At 41.0% G+C, this 18,532-nt stretch carries 23 protein-coding genes; 8 read left to right on the top strand and 15 right to left on the bottom strand.

Annotated features, from left to right (window positions below; genetic code table 11):
* Positions 1–14: 14 nt before the first annotated feature.
* The 4 genes from ACZ5C4_RS11850 to ACZ5C4_RS11865 all read left to right on the top strand — a co-directional run bounded on the left by ACZ5C4_RS11850 (position 15) and on the right by ACZ5C4_RS11865 (position 3,478).
* Positions 15–686, top strand: coding sequence for a response regulator transcription factor (locus ACZ5C4_RS11850; RefSeq protein WP_464521166.1), 672 nt, complete (start codon positions 15–17; stop codon positions 684–686).
* Positions 687–756: 70 nt separating this feature from the next.
* Positions 757–1,668 carry an ABC transporter ATP-binding protein gene (locus ACZ5C4_RS11855; RefSeq protein ID WP_464521167.1) on the top strand — a complete coding sequence of 304 codons (912 nt, stop codon included), beginning with the start codon at positions 757–759 and terminating at the stop codon, positions 1,666–1,668.
* Positions 1,661–2,485 (top strand): ABC transporter permease, encoded by an 825-nt coding sequence (locus ACZ5C4_RS11860; RefSeq protein ID WP_464521168.1) that lies wholly within the window; start codon positions 1,661–1,663, stop codon positions 2,483–2,485. Before ACZ5C4_RS11855 ends, ACZ5C4_RS11860 begins: the two co-directional genes overlap by 8 nt.
* A gap of 12 nt (positions 2,486–2,497) precedes the next feature.
* Positions 2,498–3,478 carry a sensor histidine kinase gene (locus tag ACZ5C4_RS11865; RefSeq protein ID WP_464521169.1) on the top strand — a complete coding sequence of 327 codons (981 nt, stop codon included), beginning with the start codon at positions 2,498–2,500 and terminating at the stop codon, positions 3,476–3,478.
* On the opposite strand, the gene ACZ5C4_RS11870 is transcribed toward ACZ5C4_RS11865, so the two are convergent.
* The 4 genes from ACZ5C4_RS11870 to ACZ5C4_RS11885 are packed head-to-tail and all read right to left on the bottom strand — an operon-like array spanning position 3,411 to position 6,430.
* Positions 3,411–4,178: an ABC transporter permease gene (locus tag ACZ5C4_RS11870; RefSeq protein WP_464521170.1), complete on the bottom strand. Its 768-nt coding sequence runs from the start codon at positions 4,176–4,178 to the stop codon at positions 3,411–3,413. The two genes, ACZ5C4_RS11865 and ACZ5C4_RS11870, sit on opposite strands and share 68 nt — an antisense overlap.
* A 25-nt stretch (positions 4,179–4,203) precedes the next feature.
* Positions 4,204–5,115, bottom strand: a complete 912-nt coding sequence (locus ACZ5C4_RS11875) for an ABC transporter ATP-binding protein (protein ID WP_464521171.1) — start codon at positions 5,113–5,115, stop codon at positions 4,204–4,206.
* A complete protein-coding gene (locus ACZ5C4_RS11880) occupies positions 5,112–5,321 on the bottom strand; it encodes a PLD nuclease N-terminal domain-containing protein (protein WP_186874113.1) in 210 nt (69 codons plus the stop codon). Before ACZ5C4_RS11880 ends, ACZ5C4_RS11875 begins: the two co-directional genes overlap by 4 nt.
* Before the next feature lie 20 nt (positions 5,322–5,341).
* Positions 5,342–6,430, bottom strand: a complete 1,089-nt coding sequence (locus ACZ5C4_RS11885) for a helix-turn-helix domain-containing protein (RefSeq protein ID WP_464521172.1) — start codon at positions 6,428–6,430, stop codon at positions 5,342–5,344.
* Between the two features lie 496 nt (positions 6,431–6,926).
* Here ACZ5C4_RS11885 and ACZ5C4_RS11890 point away from each other — a divergent pair, with 496 nt between their 5' ends.
* Entirely contained in the window at positions 6,927–8,153 is a 1,227-nt protein-coding gene (locus ACZ5C4_RS11890; RefSeq protein WP_464521173.1) for an argininosuccinate synthase, read from the top strand.
* A gap of 64 nt (positions 8,154–8,217) precedes the next feature.
* Here ACZ5C4_RS11890 and ACZ5C4_RS11895 read toward each other — a convergent pair whose 3' ends face one another.
* The 3 genes from ACZ5C4_RS11895 to ACZ5C4_RS11905 form a co-directional block, all read right to left on the bottom strand.
* A complete protein-coding gene (locus ACZ5C4_RS11895) occupies positions 8,218–9,093 on the bottom strand; it encodes a C39 family peptidase (protein ID WP_464521174.1) in 876 nt (291 codons plus the stop codon).
* Between the two features lie 570 nt (positions 9,094–9,663).
* On the bottom strand, positions 9,664–10,926 hold the full coding sequence (uraA, locus tag ACZ5C4_RS11900; protein WP_464521175.1) for a uracil permease: 1,263 nt from the start codon (positions 10,924–10,926) through the stop codon (positions 9,664–9,666).
* Positions 10,927–10,992: 66 nt separating this feature from the next.
* Positions 10,993–11,964, bottom strand: coding sequence for a dipeptidase (locus tag ACZ5C4_RS11905; protein ID WP_464521176.1), 972 nt, complete (start codon positions 11,962–11,964; stop codon positions 10,993–10,995).
* 134 nt (positions 11,965–12,098) lie between these two features.
* Between ACZ5C4_RS11905 and ACZ5C4_RS11910 the strand changes: the two genes are divergently transcribed.
* The 3 genes from ACZ5C4_RS11910 (at position 12,099) to ACZ5C4_RS11920 (ending at position 13,362) form a co-directional block, all read left to right on the top strand.
* Positions 12,099–12,800: a gamma-glutamyl-gamma-aminobutyrate hydrolase family protein gene (locus ACZ5C4_RS11910; RefSeq protein WP_464521177.1), complete on the top strand. Its 702-nt coding sequence runs from the start codon at positions 12,099–12,101 to the stop codon at positions 12,798–12,800.
* A gap of 105 nt (positions 12,801–12,905) precedes the next feature.
* Positions 12,906–13,088, top strand: a complete 183-nt coding sequence (locus ACZ5C4_RS11915; protein ID WP_186874107.1) for a hypothetical protein — start codon at positions 12,906–12,908, stop codon at positions 13,086–13,088.
* A 16-nt stretch (positions 13,089–13,104) separates the two neighbouring features.
* A complete protein-coding gene (locus tag ACZ5C4_RS11920; RefSeq protein WP_464521178.1) occupies positions 13,105–13,362 on the top strand; it encodes a spore coat protein in 258 nt (85 codons plus the stop codon).
* A gap of 83 nt (positions 13,363–13,445) precedes the next feature.
* Here the strand turns inward: ACZ5C4_RS11920 and ACZ5C4_RS11925 are convergent, their stop codons facing one another.
* The 8 genes from ACZ5C4_RS11925 to ACZ5C4_RS11960 all read right to left on the bottom strand — a co-directional run bounded on the left by ACZ5C4_RS11925 (position 13,446) and on the right by ACZ5C4_RS11960 (position 18,419).
* Positions 13,446–14,111, bottom strand: coding sequence for a YoaK family protein (locus ACZ5C4_RS11925; RefSeq protein WP_464521179.1), 666 nt, complete (start codon positions 14,109–14,111; stop codon positions 13,446–13,448).
* Positions 14,112–14,170: 59 nt separating this feature from the next.
* Entirely contained in the window at positions 14,171–14,950 is a 780-nt protein-coding gene (locus ACZ5C4_RS11930) for an HAD family hydrolase (protein ID WP_464521180.1), read from the bottom strand.
* Between the two features lie 103 nt (positions 14,951–15,053).
* Positions 15,054–15,413, bottom strand: a complete 360-nt coding sequence (locus ACZ5C4_RS11935) for a YccF domain-containing protein (protein ID WP_464521181.1) — start codon at positions 15,411–15,413, stop codon at positions 15,054–15,056.
* A gap of 52 nt (positions 15,414–15,465) precedes the next feature.
* The gene (locus ACZ5C4_RS11940; protein WP_464521182.1) at positions 15,466–15,648 is read right to left on the bottom strand and encodes a hypothetical protein; all 183 of its coding nucleotides are present in this window, start codon (positions 15,646–15,648) and stop codon (positions 15,466–15,468) included.
* 117 nt (positions 15,649–15,765) lie between these two features.
* A complete protein-coding gene (locus tag ACZ5C4_RS11945) occupies positions 15,766–16,167 on the bottom strand; it encodes a GNAT family N-acetyltransferase (protein WP_464521183.1) in 402 nt (133 codons plus the stop codon).
* A gap of 29 nt (positions 16,168–16,196) precedes the next feature.
* Positions 16,197–16,796 (bottom strand): alpha/beta hydrolase, encoded by a 600-nt coding sequence (locus ACZ5C4_RS11950; protein ID WP_464521184.1) that lies wholly within the window; start codon positions 16,794–16,796, stop codon positions 16,197–16,199.
* Positions 16,797–16,853: 57 nt separating this feature from the next.
* Entirely contained in the window at positions 16,854–17,603 is a 750-nt protein-coding gene (locus ACZ5C4_RS11955; protein WP_464521185.1) for a class I SAM-dependent methyltransferase, read from the bottom strand.
* Between the two features lie 51 nt (positions 17,604–17,654).
* On the bottom strand, positions 17,655–18,419 hold the full coding sequence (locus ACZ5C4_RS11960; protein WP_464521186.1) for an alpha/beta hydrolase: 765 nt from the start codon (positions 18,417–18,419) through the stop codon (positions 17,655–17,657).
* Positions 18,420–18,532: the final 113 nt, after the last annotated feature.

Consider the following 18,532-nt stretch of genomic DNA (forward strand, 5'->3'; position numbering starts at 1 on the left):
AGGAGTAAATAAATATGCCAAAAATACTGATTATCGAAGATGACACAGACATCAACAATATGATCTATGAATTTTTAATAGAAAACCAGTTTCAGGCCGTACAAGCCTTTTCTGGCACAGAAGGCCGTCTGATCTGGAATCTGCAATCTGATTTCAGTCTGATTATTATGGATTTGATGCTCCCTGGTATTTCAGGGGAGGCGCTTCTTCAGGAAATTCGAAACACCAGCAAGATTCCCGTCATTGTCTTATCTGCCAGAAGCGCGCTTGGAGATAAAGTAGAGCTGCTCGCAGGAGGGGCAGATGATTATCTGACCAAGCCCTTTGAACTAGAAGAGCTGCTCGCCCGTATCCATGTACAGCTCCGGCACAAGGCAGATACTTTTTCTCCCCGTCTTCTGGAATATAAGCAATGGACAATCGACTTAGATTCCCGCCGACTGCTCGCAGGCGGGCAGTCAGTGGAACTGACTGCACATGAATTTGATATTCTGGCTCTGCTCATGCAAAGACCTACAAAGGTATTTACCAAACAGGAAATTTACGAATCTGTCTGGGGAGAGATGTATGCGATTGAAGACAAAACTATCAATGTCCATATTAGTAATATACGTTCTAAGCTAAAAGCATGCTGCGCCGAAGACTATATACAGACCGTATGGGGAATCGGCTTTAAACTTTCTTAAACTTTTCTTTGCGCTTTCTGGAAACTTATGCCGCATAATAGTCTTAACATGCAAAGGAGGATTACAGAATATGAATGTAGTAGAATTATCGTCTATATCTAAAGTCTATGGCAGAAAAAGAGCAGTAGATCATCTAGATATGACTGTACAAAAGGGAGATATTTACGGTTTTATCGGAAGAAATGGAGCCGGAAAATCCACTACCTTGAAAATGATATGCGGACTTGCCGCGCCTACGGCAGGAGACATCCGTTTGTTCGGCAAGACTGTCAAAAATGACACCGTCCGCAAGCGTACCGGAATGTTGATTGAAAATGCCGGACTGTATCCAGGGCTCTCTGCAAGAGAAAACATGCTGCTAAAAGCCAAATGCTTAGGACTTGTCGATGCAGTGCAAAAAACAGAGGAACTATTGTCCTTTACCGGCCTTGCAGACGTCGGAAAGAAAAAGACAAAGCATTTTTCTATGGGAATGAAGCAGCGCCTCGGCATAGCCCTCGCGCTGCTCGGCAATCCAGATCTTCTCATCCTGGATGAACCTATAAACGGACTGGATCCAGAAGGAATACGGGAAATTCGTTCCATGCTGGTAAGCTTAAATGAAGAGCGCGGAATCACCATCATCATCAGTTCCCATATCCTAGGAGAATTAAGCAAGATCGCGTCCCGCTACGGAATCATTAAAGACGGCCAAATGATCCAGCAGCTTCCTGCGGAGGATCTCGCAAAAAACTGTCGGGATTACCTTCTTGTAAAAGTCAGCGACACAAAGTCTGCTTCCGTTCTCTTAGAGGAACAGCTTTCGCTTACTGACTATAAAATATATCCGGACGGGGAAATCCATATTTATGCTCCCTGCGATCCGCAGCTTGTCAGCCAGACTTTCTTAGAAGGTGGTATTTCTATACAGGAATTGTACCGTCATCAGCAGGATTTAGAGTCCTATTTCTTGAATCTGATGGGAGGTGAGGAGCATGTTTGATATGATGCGCATGGATTTCAGAAGAATATTAAAAAGTAAATCTGTCTACATCTGTCTTCTGATTTTACTTGTCACCATCGTCGGTTTCCTTTTTATATTCAAGCTTTCCATCGACGAACAAATGCGTTCTTCTATAGAAGCAGGCGGAGCCGTTTTTATGATGAACGGAGAAGAAATGAACGGGGAGCAGCTTGCCGCTGCATACACCAAAATCCCTGCCATTGATATTCTCTCTACCACAATATTCCGAGGAGGATTCTTTTTCATCATCATTGCAGTCCTGACCTCTTTGTTTATCTGCTCCGATTTTGACAGTGGATTCGCGAAAAATATTTTTTCTCTCAGGAACAGACGATTTACCTATGTACTCAGCAAATGGATTGCCATGCAGAGCGTTTCTCTCGTTTTTATTTTATTTTTAATCGGAGAATTTATACTATTCTGCCATATGTTCGGTCTGCCATTTATGGAGACTCCTTTTGAAGAATACGCAAAATTTACCCTGATTTTCTGGCTGACAGGAGGCGGCTTTTCTGCCATGCTGGCCTTTGTGTCTGTCCTGTTCCGAAATAAGGCTGTCTCTGTCGGCGCTGCGCTGCTCCTTGCCAGCGGTACTGTCCTGACGATTATCGACAGCATCACAACGGCTCTGAAGCTTGATTTTATCCATTATGACTTTACACTCTATGGATGCATACAGGACATTTCCTTCCCTGTCACAGCAGAGAAGCTGTCCCTTTGCCTTGGCGCCGGCTTAGTCTGGACTTTTGTATGGCTGGTTTTGTCCATCTTCATCCTACAGAAAAAAGATATTTAGGAGGTTTTATTTATGCTGCCGGTTCTCACTTTATCGTTACTTTTATTATTGCTCTTTTCTTATCTGGTACGGATCCATCTGCAAATCCGAAAATGGACAGAAGAATTAGAAGAAACCGAAACCGGCAGTAACTTACGCCTCACGCTGAGCGTGCGCACACCAGGCTTCAAACGGCTGTGTCGTGCCTTCAATACGCGCCTTACAAAAGAACAGAAGGCATATGTAAAGCAACAGGCAGCGGGGAAGGAGTTAAAATATACAATTTCCTGTATTTCCCATGATATCCGCACCCCCTTAACCGGCGCTTGCGGATATGTAGAATTGCTAAAGCGTACTTTTGGGTACACTACAACGCATGCCCTTCAGGATAGTGAGTCTCAACGAATAAGGCATGCAAACGATCCGCAGAAAGCAGAATATTATCTGAACATTATACAGAACCGTTTAAAAGATCTGGAAACACTTTTAGATGAACTATTTCTATATACGAAAGTGACACAGGAGGAATATGAGCTTAATTTAACCCCCATTGCCCCCTATCCTATCTTATGCGATCTTCTCGCCTCCTTCTATGACCGTATTGCATGCGCAGGACTTCTTCTGGATCTGCAATATCCGCAGGAGTCTCTGCTTGTATATGGAAATGAGGAGGGGATACGAAGAGTCTTTTCTAATTTATTGAAAAATGCACTCACCTATGGTGAGCAGACCCTCTCTATTGTCCAGGAGGGGGCCTCCCTTACTTTTGCCAATTTCGTCTCCACAGGTATACAAATCGATACAGAACGCCTTTTTGAACGTTTCTATAAGGCGGATACTGCCCGGCACAGTACAGGTTCCGGGCTTGGATTGTCGATTGTAGAACATCTGATGCAAAAAATGGGCGGAAATGTATCCGCCCACCTTTCTGAAAACATATTGAAAATCACAGTTTCTTTCTGTCAAACACCAGCACAGATGCCGTCAGAAGAAGAAGCGACATCAAAACGGTAATGCCCATCTGCCATGCAGTTGTCTCCGTCTGTATATGTCCGTTTAAGATTTCCGTACTGTCCGTTATCAGTCCCACCGGCAAAAATTTTGTCGCTTTTGGAACCATACCAGCAATCATCTGTATCACAACGGCTCCTCCTGTAAAAAGCAGGCAGCCATAAGAGGAGTGGAATAAAACACTTCCTAACATAACCAAGGATAAAAGCAGTACAGAAAACAGCCACATTCCCAAAAGGGCGGCAAACACCCCTTCGATATACACTGCCTCTCCCCAGAAAAACCATGTATATGCGGCACAAATTCCGGCACAGATTAGATAGAGAGCTGTGACAGACAAGCATGCACAAGTAAATTTTGCCAATATCACATATTTTCTCGGCAGCCCTTTTGCCAAAACAGGAATCAGTGTTCCCCTGGTATATTCATTTGACATCACCGTGCTGTACAATATAACCGTCACAAAGAACCCGATCTGGGAAAAATTCTTAAAAAACTGAAGCCAGGCGTCCGCCGCCACTGGATCGGCAAGCTTCATCTCCATTCCGGAGGGCATAAATGCATGGATGATTTCGGGCATATATCTGGCGCTAATCGGGCTAAGGCAGGCCAGCAGAAGAAAGACCATTCCTAAAATTAGAAAACGGTATGTCCGGATTGATTCTATCCACTCTTTTTTAACAAATGCAGTATATCCTTTCATCGTTCTGCCTCCTTGCTGTTTTTCTTCATTGTATTGCCTCCATAAATACCTTCTCCAGAGACGGCTGAATCATTTCCAACCGGATCGGACAGATTTCTTCCTCCTGCATCACTTCCATCCACCGCATGATTTCTCTCTCCGGATGCTCCTCGTATATTGTAATCTGCCTCTCTGTGATCTCTGCTTTGTCCTTTTCAATCCCTGCTTTCTTAAGAAATCTTACCAGATTTTCTTCCTCCAAAAATTCTGCCAGAAGCCCTCTTGTCCCATGTGTTTCTCTTACCTGTTCCAACTCCCCTTCTATAATAATCTTCCCTTCATTTAATATTGCAATCCTGTCGCATATCCTCTCTACATCCGAGAGAACATGGGTAGAAAAAATTACCGTCGTCCTTTCTCTGACAGCCGCCATGATGTCTAAAATTTCCTTTCTTCCCACCGGATCCAACGCCGAAGTTGGTTCGTCGCAGATCAATAGCTTCGGATCATTTAACAGTGCCTGTGCAATTCCCAATCTTTGCTTCATTCCGCGTGAAAACTGTCCTGTTCTCTTTTTTACCCCTGTAAGTCCTGTCATCTCCAGCAGTTCCTTTATTTTCTCTTTTAACTGTACACCGGACATACCGCTGATTCTCCCGCAGAACTGCAAATATTCTTCTGCATTCATATAGCTGTAAAACTCCGGCACATCCGGCAGGTATCCGATATAACGGTTTGTCTTCGTCTCGCCGTATTCCACTTTTTCCTGCATCACATGGATACTACCCTCATCTGGTTTAAGAAGCCCTAGTATCATCTTCATAGTGGTTGTCTTGCCTGCCCCGTTTTTTCCAAGGAATCCGTATATACAATGTTCTGGGACATACATAGATACATCCTCCAGCACCTTGTGACTGCCAAACTGCTTTTTCAGTCCTTCTGCCTCAAGAATATTCATTCTTCCTCTCCCCTTCCAAATGCAAAATACACAACTGGCCCGATAATCTGTATAAACAGTACAATCAATATCCAGACAACTTTATTTCCAAAACGGTAATGGGGGTGTCTGACCACATGTACCAGTGCTGTAATCGCCAGTATCCATTCTATTATAATAATCGGAAGAAGCACCGGAAGGTACTCTAAAATCATTTCTAAATTCATTGTATCTGCCTCCTTGTCTCTCATAAATGTGTTTTCAGTTTTTCTTTTAGGTTTTCAAATTTTTTCTCCCCCTTTAGGCAGTCAAATGCAGGGTTGGAAAGCTCATGGTTCAGGGATTCCTTTATCATCTGTTCTGTCCTGGGAGCATCTTCGCCAAGTGTCAGTTCTTCTATCCATCTGTCGATACAGTCAAAATACGTATCTCCATGCAGTCTAAGCGGATATTCCTGCCGTATCGCACAGGCAACATACTTATCCAGCATATGCAGCGCCTCTTCTTTTTTTCCGCAGACACAGTAATATACTGCTGCCGTCAGATAAAACTTCTCTGTCTCATTAAACTGCAGCTTCTGCATAGAAAATAATTCAATCAGCTTATCATTTCTCTCTATCATTTCTTCCGCCTGCCTGGAATATGCCTTTTCCAGCCTGATCAGTCCGGTTGTATACGCCAGTAAAAGACTCAAGTGCTGATAGGCGCACACCTGCATGATCTCTTTTGCCTTTCCTGTATTGCCCTTCATCTCCCATGCCGCTGCGATACAAAAATATTCCTGACTCAACGGACGAATGGTTTCGTCTGTCATCTCCAGCACCTCCTGTGCATCTCCCATCTGTAGATAGCAAATCAGCTTCATCTCTCTGGCATCCCTTGCAAGATACACATCTGCGGACTCTTTCTCCACCTTATCTGCCAGGCTGATAATATATGCCATTGTCTCCTGCGGATTTTTTGACAGAGTATAATAATTTAAAAGCAGAGCTGCCATCTGGTATAGAAACGGAAAGCAGGCAGCATATTTTTTCATATAGTCCTGTAAATCCTCCATTACCGCCTCAAATGGTTCCTTTGAAAATCTTGCAGACATTTTCCTGTATACAGCGCGTATTTCCTCTTTGGTAAGCTGTGGTTCATAGCCAAGCAAATCATCTACACTCATATTAAAAAGAGCTGCCAGACAAGGAAGAAATGTAATGTCCGGAAAACTAAGTCCCTTCTCCCATTTATTGACTGCCGGCGTGGATATACCCAGATAGGATGCCAGCTCCTCCTGCGTCATGCCTTTTTCCTTTCGCTTTTTCCTGATATTTTCATGTATCTTCATCATTGACCCGCCTCCTTTGTATATGAAAAGAATAGCAGAGGAAAACAGATTTTTATATAGATTCTTTGTTAATTTGCATAATTTTATTTAACCAATAGTTAATTTTTATCTTTGTTGTATTCATAACATTTCCTGAATAAATGTTGTTTTTATGCATTTTAATATGCATATTATACATTTTTGTAACAGTTCAGCCATACAGTGTGCGGGAAGCATAAAACATACTTGCATGTTTTTGCGAGCGTACATCTGTATGAGCTTAAGCGCTCATCAATGAGTAAAACGGTGCGGCAGCCACGATAAGCACGCAGTGCGGTTTTACGAATGGCGCGGGCTGAACTGTTACACATTTTTTCGTAATTTTATATTTCCTATTGCATAATTATAAAATTTAGTGTATAGTATGTGTTAGTTCATTAAGACAAAACAGCAATCCGGTCATTACCGGAATTTTGAAAAAACTGTTTCGTTTAAAAAGATAGATTAGGAGGCAAATGAAATGAGTAAAGAAAAAGTTGTTTTAGCGTATTCCGGTGGTCTTGACACTACTGCCATCATCCCTTGGTTAAAGGAGAATTTCGATTATGAAGTAATCTGCTGCTGTATCGACTGCGGACAGGGAGAAGAATTAGACGGGCTGGAGGAAAGAGCAAAATTATCAGGCGCTTCTAAATTATATATTGAAAATATTGTCGATGAATTCTGTGATGACTATATTATGCCCTGTGTAAAAGCCGGAGCTGTCTATGAAAACAAATATCTGCTCGGCACCTCTATGGCGCGACCGGTCATTGCAAAAAAACTGGTCGAAATTGCGAGAAAAGAAGGCGCTGTTGCCATCTGCCACGGTGCAACCGGAAAAGGAAATGACCAGATTCGTTTTGAACTCGGAATCAAAGCGCTGGCACCTGACATCAAAATCATTGCCCCTTGGCGTATGACAGATGTATGGACTATGCAGTCACGTGAGGAAGAGATCGCATACTGTAAACAGCATGGAATTGACCTTCCCTTCGACGCAAAACACAGCTACAGTCGTGACCGCAATCTATGGCATATCAGCCATGAAGGGTTGGAGCTGGAAGATCCGGCAAATGAACCCAACTATGACGATTTGCTCGTTCTTGGCGTAACACCGGAAAAAGCGCCGGAAGAAGGCGAATATGTAACTATGACCTTTGAGGCAGGTATCCCAAAGACCTTGAACGGCAAAGAAATGAAGGTTTCTGAAATTATTACCGAGCTTAATGCGCTCGGGGGCAAGCATGGAATCGGAATCATCGATATTGTAGAAAACCGCGTCGTAGGAATGAAATCCCGCGGAGTGTACGAGACACCAGGAGGTACAATCCTCATGGCAGCCCATGAACAGTTGGAAGAACTGGTACTCGACCGCGCTACATACGAAGTAAAGAAAGATCTGGGAAATAAATTTGCACAGATTGTATACGAGGGAAAATGGTTCACTCCGCTGCGCGAAGCAATTCAGGCATTTATAGACGTGACGCAGCAGTATGTGACAGGGGAGGTAAAATTCAAGCTGTATAAAGGCAATATTATCAAGGCAGGGGAAACTTCTCCTTACTCTTTGTACAGTGAATCTCTGGCAAGCTTCACAACCGGGGAACTTTACGACCACCATGACGCAGAAGGCTTTATCAATCTGTTCGGACTTCCATTGAAGGTGCGCGCCATGAAAATGCAGGAAAGTAAAAATCAGCAATAAACACAGGCGGGGGAATGCCCCGCCTGCTTTTTTAATAATTATAGCATAGCTGTTATGAAACTTTTCAAACCGCAGTAAACGCCCACAGATTCTGAATCTGATATTTTATTTCATCATACTCCCACAGTTTGCTGCTGCGCTTTTCACTGTTAGAATCATTCACTTTGATTTTTCCGTCTTCTATGCCTGTGAGCACAATAAAATGTCCTGTTGTCGTAAAGTCTCCTGGCCGCATACTGCATATAATCGGATGTCCGTTCTCAAGCTCCGTAAAAATCGTTTCTTCATCGGCTCCAATCTCTTCTCCTGCAACGCCAAATGCATATCCACCCTCTGTCATAAGCTGCCAGCTCGTACCACTCTCTCCTGCATAATACCCGTTATTCTGTGCATACTGTGCCACCTCGCAGGGTGTAATGCTGCTATTTCCTGTCAACCCAGCGGCAACCATAGCAAGCGCCGTAGGGCCGCAGCCGCTGACCGCCAGAACAGTGTCTCCATATCCAGTATATCCCCAACGCTCATCCCACTGTAAAAGCAGAGGGATTTCTCCTTTTGTAATCTCCCCGACATCCTCCGCCGACTCTGTATCTTTTTTCTCTGGATAGTGCAGTACAAAATCGGCTGTCTCTTCATTGCCTGCCAACATATCAAGAAGGTCTTCTGGATATTGTTCAGGATGCTTTAATATTTCCTGTATTCTCTCGTCAGACTTAGCCATTTCTTTTAATTCTTCCAGCGTATCACGATTACTGATTTTGCTTCCTGCTCCTATAGTGGACGCAGTCTCTATCGAATTTCCCTGCAGCCATCTGTCATAGACGACCAGCTTCCCCCATCCGGCAAAAGCAAGCAGAAGTATACATACAAGCAGTATTCTGCCTGTACTCTTTAATCTTCGCTTCCTTCTCTTTTTTCTGTAATATGTTCTTTTGTCCATTTTTTGCCTCCTTCAGTTTGATTATATTCCCCCTTTTTTATATTTTTTATAACCTATTCTTAAGAAATTATGAGGATTTTGCAAGTCTACTCATAGAACAAAGTGGGCAAGCCCACTTCAACTCCTCTGCCCCTCACTCTTGAAGGGCTTGTCCACTTTGCGCGCCGCCGCAATACCGCAAAGCGGTAAAATTTCCTTATTGCGGCGTGCGCATACTGCCCGAAGGGCTTTTTGTATAATAGGAAATTTATCGAAATTTCTATTATGATTCGGGTGTCAAAAGGTAACTTTTGCAAATGCTTCCGGCAATTTTCATAAAAAGATAACTTGCCAGACGACTTTATGCGCGATGGAGATGAAACTCAAAAATCACGGAAGCCTTTGCTGACGTGATTTTCGTATTAAGAGGTTCATCGGAATGCTCCGCGCACCGGAGTCTGAAAAGTTACTTTTTGTGAAAATTGACAACAGAATTTAAATAAGTTACCTTTTGACACCCGAATCTATTATACAAAAAAATAAGGGTGTTTCAAAAGCCATCTGCCAGCTTCTAAAACACCCTTATACTGTTTATGCCTCTTCTCTGTCGTTCGTCAGCTTTGCCTTATCCAGGAGGAAGAACAGAAGTCCCATAAGCATACCTACTACACAGGCAAGCACCATACCAGTAAGCTGAATACTTCCAAACTGTACTTTAATTCCTGACAGTCCGGTTACGAATATTACAGAGGTCATCGCCATATTTCTAGATTTCCCGTAGTCTACCTTGGATTCTACCAGAATCCGGATACCAGAAGTTCCAATCATTCCATACAACAGAAAGGAAATACCTCCTATGACAGGCCCCGGGATGGTATTAATCAGCGTCGTCATCTTTCCAATAAAAGAACAGATAATCGACAACACCGCTGCTCCACCTATCACATAGACGCTATACACTCTCGTCATCGCCATTACCCCGATATTCTCTCCATAAGTCGTCGTTGGAACTGATCCGATAAAACCAGAGAGCATCGTCGAAAAATTATCTGCAAACAAAGAACGATGAAGTCCTGGATTTTTCAAAAGATCTCTGCCTACAATCTTGCTGGTCACAATCTGGTGGCCTATGTGTTCAGACGCGATAACCAGTAGAACCGGAAGAATAATTACAATTGCTTCCCACTTAAATTTCGGAAGAGAAAAATTAGGAACAGCGAATACGGAAGCCGCAGCCACTTCACTAAAATCTACGATTCCGCAGAAAATTGCCGCTGCATATCCTACAATAATCGCGATCAAAATAGGGATAACTGCAAAGAATTTTCTAAACAGAACAGAACCAAGCACAGCTGTCAAAAGCGTCGCAAGAAAAACAATCACATTTTTCATATCTATACTGCTATCTGTCAGCCCTGCATTGGAAGCAGCCGTCCCTGCCAATTCCAGTCCTATTAAAGCGACTACCGGCCCCATCGCGGCTGGCGGCAGCACAACATCAATCCACTTGGAACCGAATTTATAAATAATCAGAGCCAGGATACATCCACAAAATCCAACGGCAACAAAGCCTCCCAGTGCATAGTCATATCCCCATTTTTCGATTACAATACCTGCAGGCGCCAAGAACGCAAAGCTGGAGCCTAAATATGCGGGTGCTTTTCCCTTCGTGATAAAAATAAAGAGCAGTGTTCCGATTCCATTCATAAACAATACCACTGCCGGATTGATTCCAAATACGAATGGAACGAGAACAGATGCCCCGAACATTGCAAACATATGCTGAATACTTAAAGGTACGAGCATTTTAAATGGTACCTTTTCCTCCACCTGGATGATTCTTTTGTTTTCCACTATTTAAGTCCTCCTCTTATCTCATTGTGCCTTAAAACACTTTATCTTTTCTATTTTATCATAATGTCACTTTGATTTCCATACATCATGCAAGATTCTCTTCACATTTTTATACCATATTTTATCCAGCTGCCTTTCTGAAAACCCCTTGTTTTTCATAACCTCCCATACATATCCCATATCCTGGATTCCCGCGATCCCTTCTGGCAGCTCTGTTCTTTCAAATCCGTCAAAGTCCGTTCCAAAAGCGACTGCTTCCTCCCCCGCATGCTGCATCATATACAAAGCATGCTGCGCAATATGTTCAACACTGGCATTCCCTTTTTCTGTCAAAAAGTGAGAATAAAAATTCACTCCTGCCACACCACCACTGTCTCCCAGCCTCCTTAACATTTCATCTGATAAATTTCTTGGATGCGGACACAGTGCGCGTGCATTGGAATGAGATGCCACTATAGGAGCGCGGCTGTATTTAATGCAGTCCCAAAATCCACCGTCAGATAAATGAGACACATCCACTATGATTCCCTTCTCATTCAGTCTCTCTACCACGATTTTTCCAAATGGCTTTAGTCCTCTTTCCATCGTGTTTTTCTTCTTACTGTTCGGATACCCTATACAGTTTTCATAATTCCATGTCAGTGTGATAAGGCGCACACCTTTTTCATATAGGCAATCTATCCTTTCTATTTTTCCGTTTAAAATTCCTCCCTCTTCCACAGTGATAATTCCAGAAATACAGTCGTTCTTTCTGTTTTCCTCCAGTTCCTTTTCATAACGGATACAACGTAAATTTTCTCTCTCTTCTTCATGTATCCGTTCTATCATAGACAATACCGCTTTGAATCCTTTCTCCCATCTGTCCTTCTTGCCATCTGATTTTCCACCATTTACAAAACACGCTAAAAACTGTGCCTGGCTTTCTGCCTTCTGCAGCTTTTCAATATCCACACACAAATGGTTGCGCATAAAGGATTCACATCTGCCTTTTTTATACAGTTCACTGATAGTATCACAATGCATATCGATCAATTTCATTTTCATATACTCCTTTCAGAACGGCAGGCTTCGCCTGACAAGGTATACCCTTTAAGGTATAAATTTCCTTTTTCTTACATACTCTATCATACAACTATGTTTTGAATTTTAAAAATATGTTTTAAGGAGGATTTATGGAACCTAAAATCGGTATTGTTATCTGTGGATTTCAAAATAACCGACAGTTTGTAACCAACTCTTATATTCAGTCTATCCGGTATTCAAAAGGTCTGCCGCTTCTTCTTCCCCTTGTCCGTTCCGATCGCCTTCTTGCAGAATACATTCAGCTATGCGATGGATTTCTCTTCTGCGGAGGCGGAGATATTACACCGCTTCTTTTCGGACAAGAGCCAAGAAATGGCATTGGACAGACAGATATTACTCTGGATTTATTTCAAATCCGCTTAATGAAAAAAATATTAAAAACAAAGAAGCCCCTTTTTGCTATCTGCCGCGGTATGCAAGTGTTCAATGTTGCCTGCGGAGGAACTATCTGCCAGGATACAGCATTGAAGTCCGGTACCATCTTCAATCACATGCAGCATTCCGATTTAAGAAGCGACGTCAGCCATCGCATTACTACCAGATCGGGAAGCCGTTTAAAGCATTGTATCGGTTCCAGCCTCTATGTAAACAGCTTTCATCATCAAGTCATAGAAACAGTAGGACAAGGACTTACCGCATGTGCCCATGCTTCCGATAAAACTATAGAAGCAGTGGAAATTTCAGAACATCCCTTTGCAATCGGTGTACAGTGGCATCCGGAATGTATGTACCGCACTTCGCCTCAGATGCGGGAACTCTTTGGGGAATTTATCTTCCGCGCCGCTTCCTGAAAATTTTTCTTATATGCCAGGCAGATTCTTTTTTATCCCCCTCATAATATGACAGCCTCTGGACATACTAGTTTACGAAAATAAAGAGTTAAAAGGAGGGTGCTTATGTCTGATATTTCTATCCTTGATTTGCAGAATCTCCGTCATCTCATAGGCGGATACTCTACAACCCATTGCAAAATGACAGAATACGCGAAAGACGCGCAGGATCCAGAGGCAAAAAAGCTATTTCAGGATGCCGCTGATTCTGCTATGAAAAACAAACAAGAGCTGATGAAATTTTTATAAGTGAGGTGAACGTAAAATGGATGATAAAACAATGATATCCGATGCGTTGGTCGGAGTAAATGGAGAACTGAAAATGTTTGGAGATATGATTCCTCAAACAGAAAACAAAGAATTAAAGCAGTGTTTAAAGCAGATTCGCAATCAATGCGAAATGTCACAGGAGAAGCTCTATCAGTTTGCCAGAGAGAAAAGCTACTATATTCCTGCTGCAAAAGCTACACAGCAGGAAATAGAACATGTAAAATCTATCCTGACACAGCCTAAAATGCAGTAAATAAAACCGTCACAGTATAAGGACAAACGACGGACTCCATTCTCTTATCAATGGAGTCCGTCGTTTAAAATCCCATTTCTACTCTACCGCCTGTCTTCAAACAGCATAAGCAGCGAAGCCAAAAGAAGCGCAGCGCAGCACAGCCATATACTCTGTATTCCAAGCCAGCTGACAAATCCGGTTCCTGCTGCCGCACCTATAATAAACAACAGGATAATCCCGAAATAGTGCAGGCAGCTTCTTCCTGCCTCTGTATTTCTTTTCACAATGTACAAAAACAGCTTCTCTGTACCGGAACGCAAGTTTCCTGTACACATTGTAGAAGCATAAGGCACTTCTCGTACTTTTTTGAACGTATTCACCTGCAGCGAACATATAAAAGAGATTGTCACATTGATAATTCCGTCTGGACATTCTTTCGGCAAAAAACCAATAAGAAGCAAAAGCCCCGCTTCGAAAAGCAAAATGCAGTGTTCAAACTTTAAGAAGCCATTCTTTTTCAGTTGCTCTCTCAAAAGATTTGTCATAAATACCCCTGCCGCAAAAGCTACAATCGGAATCAGGTAATATCCTGCCTTTGTCCACTGCTTTTGTGCTATATTCACAGCAAGCAGCACTATATTTCCCGTCTGGGCATTCGCAAATACACCTCCCCGCAAAAGATATGTATAGGCGTCCAAAAATCCTCCTACAAGCGCAAGCAGCGCCGCTATTCTAAATGTCTCATGGGATGGAATCCTCTGCTCCATACTCTGTCCTCCTTCAATAACGGATTCGTATAGCACTGTTCAGTCTTTAGAACAAATGTCTATATCATCTTATAATATTGAAGCGCCTTTTTGATACCATCCTGATCCACACAGTCCGTCACATAATCCGCATGCCTCTTTACTCTGTCATTTGCATTTCCCATTGCCACTCCAACTCCTGCAAACTTTAGCATATCAATATCATTTTCTCCATCTCCAAATGCCATGATTTCTTCATTGGAAATACCATATTGCTTCAATAATTCTTCTATCCCTTTTTGCTTTCCTGCACCTTCCGCAATGATGTCATACGCCGCGTCATTCCACTGCGTCGCCCGGCAAAATTTCAACTCTTTTCCTATTTCTCTCATCTCTTCTTCATTCACATATATGCCAAACTGATAGATATTCCCTCCCTTATAGGTGTCCACATTGGGAACCGGACTAGAAATCTCTTTTTGTCTTTTCCTAAGAAGATCATTGACAAAGTTGACATAAATTCTGTCCTTTTCTACAACTGCCACAGGTATTTTCCTGCGTTCAAACACCGTCAGCATAGTATCTGCACCTTCTCGGCAGATTGGTTCATCATAAATAACATTTTCTTCTGCATCCAGACAAAGCTGCCCGTTTAAAATAACATATCCATCAAATTTCAAATCGTTTAATGGCAGTTGTTTTAATTCCAGCATATGCCTGCCTGTCGCAACGATCACTTTTATTTTCTGCTTTCTAAGCTGTTCTAGCGCATTTTTTGTACTCTGCGGCACCTCTCCTTCTTTGTGGGAAATCAATGTTCCATCTATATCAAAAAATACTGCCTTTATCTGTTTTTTCATCGGCGCCTCCTTTCCACTGGTTCTTGCCTCTCTTTAGCGTCGGTGTACAAGAGGCAACACGCCCTTTGTACACCGACGCTATCTTCGCTTTTTTATGTTCCCATTAATGTACTTCTGCCCCGAACGGCATCAGAGCAAGCTTCGCCAGCTTAAACTGCTGTAAACCAAATGGAATTCCCACAATTGTTATACAAAGTACTACGCCAAAAATCGCATGTTCTGCCGCCAAAAGAAGCCCTGATACAAGCAGCCAGATAATATTCAGCAGCAGTGAACCCACTCCGCCTCCATATACAACCTCTTTCCCAAAAGGGAAAAAGCTAAGAGAAGCAATTTTAAAGCATTGCATCCCAACTGGTATTCCCACTATTGTAATGCACCAGAGGCATCCTGCAAGACACCAGCTCAAACCACTGATAGCGCCTCCAAACACAAACCACAATACATTTCCCAGACATCCCATACCGATTCCCCTTTTCTACTACAATATATTTATGGTTAATAATCCTATGTATTCACTCACCATCTACCAGATTTTCTATTTCTTCTTTTATGTTCTCTTTTATAGATTCTACAGCCTCTTGTACTTCTGATTTATTCATCTCATTTCCTTCTTTATCATAATTATGTGCATAAACACATCCGCTTAAAAGACAGAGTACAAGAAGTAAAACAAAACATATTTTTACCTTCTTCATAGCCACCTCCATTATCTGATAAAGCATATTATGTATTTATTCTAACATAGTTACACTGCAAAATCACCTTTAACCAAATTAGCCTGTTGGTTTTTCCGTAGCTAAAAGACTCCCTGTTTATTGTTTACCAGACAAACGAGCATTTTTCTTTTTTATAATATACGACTGTAAACTTTTTTCACACCCATTTTTTTCATAAAACATTTCAGCACCTGGCTGTGCGCCAAAATACAATATAGTTGGAGAAGCTTCCTTTGCCAGTTGAAGAAGTCTGCTTCCAATACCTTGTTTTTGATATTCCGGCAAAACAAGCAACTCCGTAATAGTTCCAAAAAAATAGCCATCTGTAAGTATACGAAGACATCCTACAAGTTTATCAGCGTCATAGGCTGTTATATTGAGGGTTTTAGACAATGCTAATTCCGCTTTTTCAATATCATATTGCCCTTTCCACACCTTGTTCACAAATAAAATAAAAATAGTTGCCTTAAGTCCTTTATCATTGATTTTATATTCCATTCACTCTGTCCCCTCTAACTTCCAATTTATCAAATATTATGTCTTATCCAGTTATCTAAAAACTCAATTTGCTCATTTGTATGAAACCAATGCTCTCCATTCTCCATTATAGTAAGGGTTGCACCAATTTTATCTGCAAACATCGATATCGTACTATAAGAAGTTAAATTATCTTTTGCTCCAAACAAAATATTAGTCGGTATCTTCCAATCAATGGAATTTTCCCTCACATAGCAAAGATACTCCCAAGACAATGTTTCCCCAAACTCTGTCGGTATTTCTTTTCTGTTACAAAGTTCAGCCTCTGTTACACTTGCCCATACCATCATATCGCCAATCAATTTTTCCATATTTACGATCGGAGATATGAACAATGCTTTTTCTATATTCTTATTCTGTAAAGCGTTCATTGCAAAAAATGCACCAATGCTATTTGCAACAAGAATCACCGAGTCACGTTTTCCGCATAATTTATCAAAAAGAATAGGAAACTCCTCTTTCGCTTTCCACGGCGTTTTAGAACAATAGTCCATACCAAATACAGCGTATCCTCTGCAAATTGCTTTGTAATGCTCTGCTTCGTCAGCATTTCCATCTTTTCCGTGTATATATAAAATTGCCTTTTTCAAAATATCACCTCTATAACTTCAGTCCGCTTTATTGCCCGCTATACAAACTGAGATTTATCAAAAAGAACATTCATACAAAAACATTTCCGTCAAATTATTTTCTGCTATCTTTTTATCATAAGAAGAATATACATTTACTTTCGTAAAACCTATCTCTTTTAAATAGGGTTCTATTTCCCCTAGCTCATAAAGGTGTGTTTGAAAATCCATTCTTTCCTGTTGTAACAATTTTGTCCCGTCATACAATTCGTAAATACTTGGAGAATACTGCGTATGTGTTTTTTCGTCATAATAATTTTTCCCTTTAAGAATTAATTCATATCCTTCTTTTGTCTTTACGGATATTGAAGTTTTATAATCTGTATCATTAGGATATTTATCAGCTATTGTATCAACTGCAAAAACAAACTTGCCGTCTCTTTTCAATAAGTCTTTTATTTTATGTAAAATCCTTTTACATAAATCCATATCCGTAAATAATGATACTGAACCGGAAGATATAAAAATATAATCGTATTTTACTGTTGAATCATATTCTAGTATATCTTTTTGAAATACTTTTGCATTGGGTACTTTTTCATCTAATTTCGCAAGCATTTCTGTTGATAAATCTATTCCCGTAATATCGTATCCTCTTTCTAAAAAAGGAATGAAAAATCTACCACTACCACATAAAGGTTCTAAAATTTTCATTCCTTTTTCCGCATAAGAAAGGTAAAATAATAACTCGTCTTGTGGTGCTTCTTTGTGTAAAATCTCATACATTTCTGTACATAGACTACCGTAATAATTTTTAATCATTTCCATATTTATTCCCTCATAAATTCTAATTTTATCAATCGCTATGCAGCCTAAGAGTTATAGAATAGCTTGCAGAATTTCATAAAATTTTTCTTTTGCATATTTCTCCATGAATGGACTATGACCGCACTTTTCTAAAATATAAGTTTTGCATGGAATACCGTTTTCTTCTAACGGTTTCATTACTCCTTCTATAGGGTGAGGGTCACAAACTCCTTGTATTAAAAATAGGTTGCTCTGCATATTTTTAAATGCTGTCAATAACTCTCCATTGGTTCTCAGTTTCGCAGCCTCATTCCAAATTCTGTTATACATTTCATTATCTGCTTTGTCTGCTATGAGTTTTTCACTACTTTCGAGGTAATAATTATCTGATTTTTCTAAAATACTGGGTATCTTTTTCATATCTTCATCAGTAGCCACATTATCTGTCATTCTCTGAAAGATTTTACTTTCTTCGTCCGAAAGATTTTGCGATCTTCGTAAAGATATTTCTCTGACATATTTATCTGCAAGCGGCGGGCAGCCAACTAAGATAATGTTTTTACACATCTTTGGATATTTTCCAGCAAATAAAGCAGCTAACCATGCACCCCATGAGTGACCAATTAACGTCGGTTTTTCTTGACAATATTCTATAATCTGTAAATATAATTCTTCGATCAATTCGGCTATGGAATACTGGGATTGCAATGCTTCAACAATCCCTCTTCCGGTCAGTCTGCTTAATTCTTCTGCACAGTTTTTTAAAGAACCTATTGCGCCAGGGCCACCATGAATTAAAACGGTCTTATACGGTGCTTTTCCATGTAATGTAACCATTTTTATCTTTACCTCAATTTTAATTTATTTACTTTCTCATAATAGCACGCTTTACGATTATTTACACCACTCGTCATAAAAATAACGCAGACAATATCTCTACTATCTGCGTC

It is taken from the genome of Mediterraneibacter flintii (assembly GCF_055387595.1).

What these genes read in the sequence shown, in the direction of transcription:
- ACZ5C4_RS11915 (WP_186874107.1), top strand. Translation starts at nt 12,906, where the DNA reads ATGTCTGATATTTCTATCCTTGATTTGCAGAATCTCCGTCATCTCATA.
- ACZ5C4_RS11955 (WP_464521185.1), bottom strand. Translation starts at nt 17,603, where the DNA reads ATGGAAATGATTAAAAATTATTACGGTAGTCTATGTACAGAAATGTAT.
- ACZ5C4_RS11945 (WP_464521183.1), bottom strand. Translation starts at nt 16,167, where the DNA reads ATGGAATATAAAATCAATGATAAAGGACTTAAGGCAACTATTTTTATT.
- ACZ5C4_RS11880 (WP_186874113.1), bottom strand. Translation starts at nt 5,321, where the DNA reads ATGAATTTAGAAATGATTTTAGAGTACCTTCCGGTGCTTCTTCCGATT.
- ACZ5C4_RS11850 (WP_464521166.1), top strand. Translation starts at nt 15, where the DNA reads ATGCCAAAAATACTGATTATCGAAGATGACACAGACATCAACAATATG.
- ACZ5C4_RS11905 (WP_464521176.1), bottom strand. Translation starts at nt 11,964, where the DNA reads ATGAAATTGATCGATATGCATTGTGATACTATCAGTGAACTGTATAAA.
- ACZ5C4_RS11885 (WP_464521172.1), bottom strand. Translation starts at nt 6,430, where the DNA reads ATGATGAAGATACATGAAAATATCAGGAAAAAGCGAAAGGAAAAAGGC.
- ACZ5C4_RS11860 (WP_464521168.1), top strand. Translation starts at nt 1,661, where the DNA reads ATGTTTGATATGATGCGCATGGATTTCAGAAGAATATTAAAAAGTAAA.
- ACZ5C4_RS11855 (WP_464521167.1), top strand. Translation starts at nt 757, where the DNA reads ATGAATGTAGTAGAATTATCGTCTATATCTAAAGTCTATGGCAGAAAA.
- ACZ5C4_RS11930 (WP_464521180.1), bottom strand. Translation starts at nt 14,950, where the DNA reads ATGAAAAAACAGATAAAGGCAGTATTTTTTGATATAGATGGAACATTG.
- ACZ5C4_RS11890 (WP_464521173.1), top strand. Translation starts at nt 6,927, where the DNA reads ATGAGTAAAGAAAAAGTTGTTTTAGCGTATTCCGGTGGTCTTGACACT.
- ACZ5C4_RS11935 (WP_464521181.1), bottom strand. Translation starts at nt 15,413, where the DNA reads ATGGGATGTCTGGGAAATGTATTGTGGTTTGTGTTTGGAGGCGCTATC.
- ACZ5C4_RS11960 (WP_464521186.1), bottom strand. Translation starts at nt 18,419, where the DNA reads ATGGTTACATTACATGGAAAAGCACCGTATAAGACCGTTTTAATTCAT.
- ACZ5C4_RS11865 (WP_464521169.1), top strand. Translation starts at nt 2,498, where the DNA reads ATGCTGCCGGTTCTCACTTTATCGTTACTTTTATTATTGCTCTTTTCT.
- ACZ5C4_RS11920 (WP_464521178.1), top strand. Translation starts at nt 13,105, where the DNA reads ATGGATGATAAAACAATGATATCCGATGCGTTGGTCGGAGTAAATGGA.
- ACZ5C4_RS11925 (WP_464521179.1), bottom strand. Translation starts at nt 14,111, where the DNA reads ATGGAGCAGAGGATTCCATCCCATGAGACATTTAGAATAGCGGCGCTG.
- ACZ5C4_RS11940 (WP_464521182.1), bottom strand. Translation starts at nt 15,648, where the DNA reads ATGAAGAAGGTAAAAATATGTTTTGTTTTACTTCTTGTACTCTGTCTT.
- ACZ5C4_RS11895 (WP_464521174.1), bottom strand. Translation starts at nt 9,093, where the DNA reads ATGGACAAAAGAACATATTACAGAAAAAAGAGAAGGAAGCGAAGATTA.
- ACZ5C4_RS11870 (WP_464521170.1), bottom strand. Translation starts at nt 4,178, where the DNA reads ATGAAAGGATATACTGCATTTGTTAAAAAAGAGTGGATAGAATCAATC.
- ACZ5C4_RS11875 (WP_464521171.1), bottom strand. Translation starts at nt 5,115, where the DNA reads ATGAATATTCTTGAGGCAGAAGGACTGAAAAAGCAGTTTGGCAGTCAC.
- ACZ5C4_RS11910 (WP_464521177.1), top strand. Translation starts at nt 12,099, where the DNA reads ATGGAACCTAAAATCGGTATTGTTATCTGTGGATTTCAAAATAACCGA.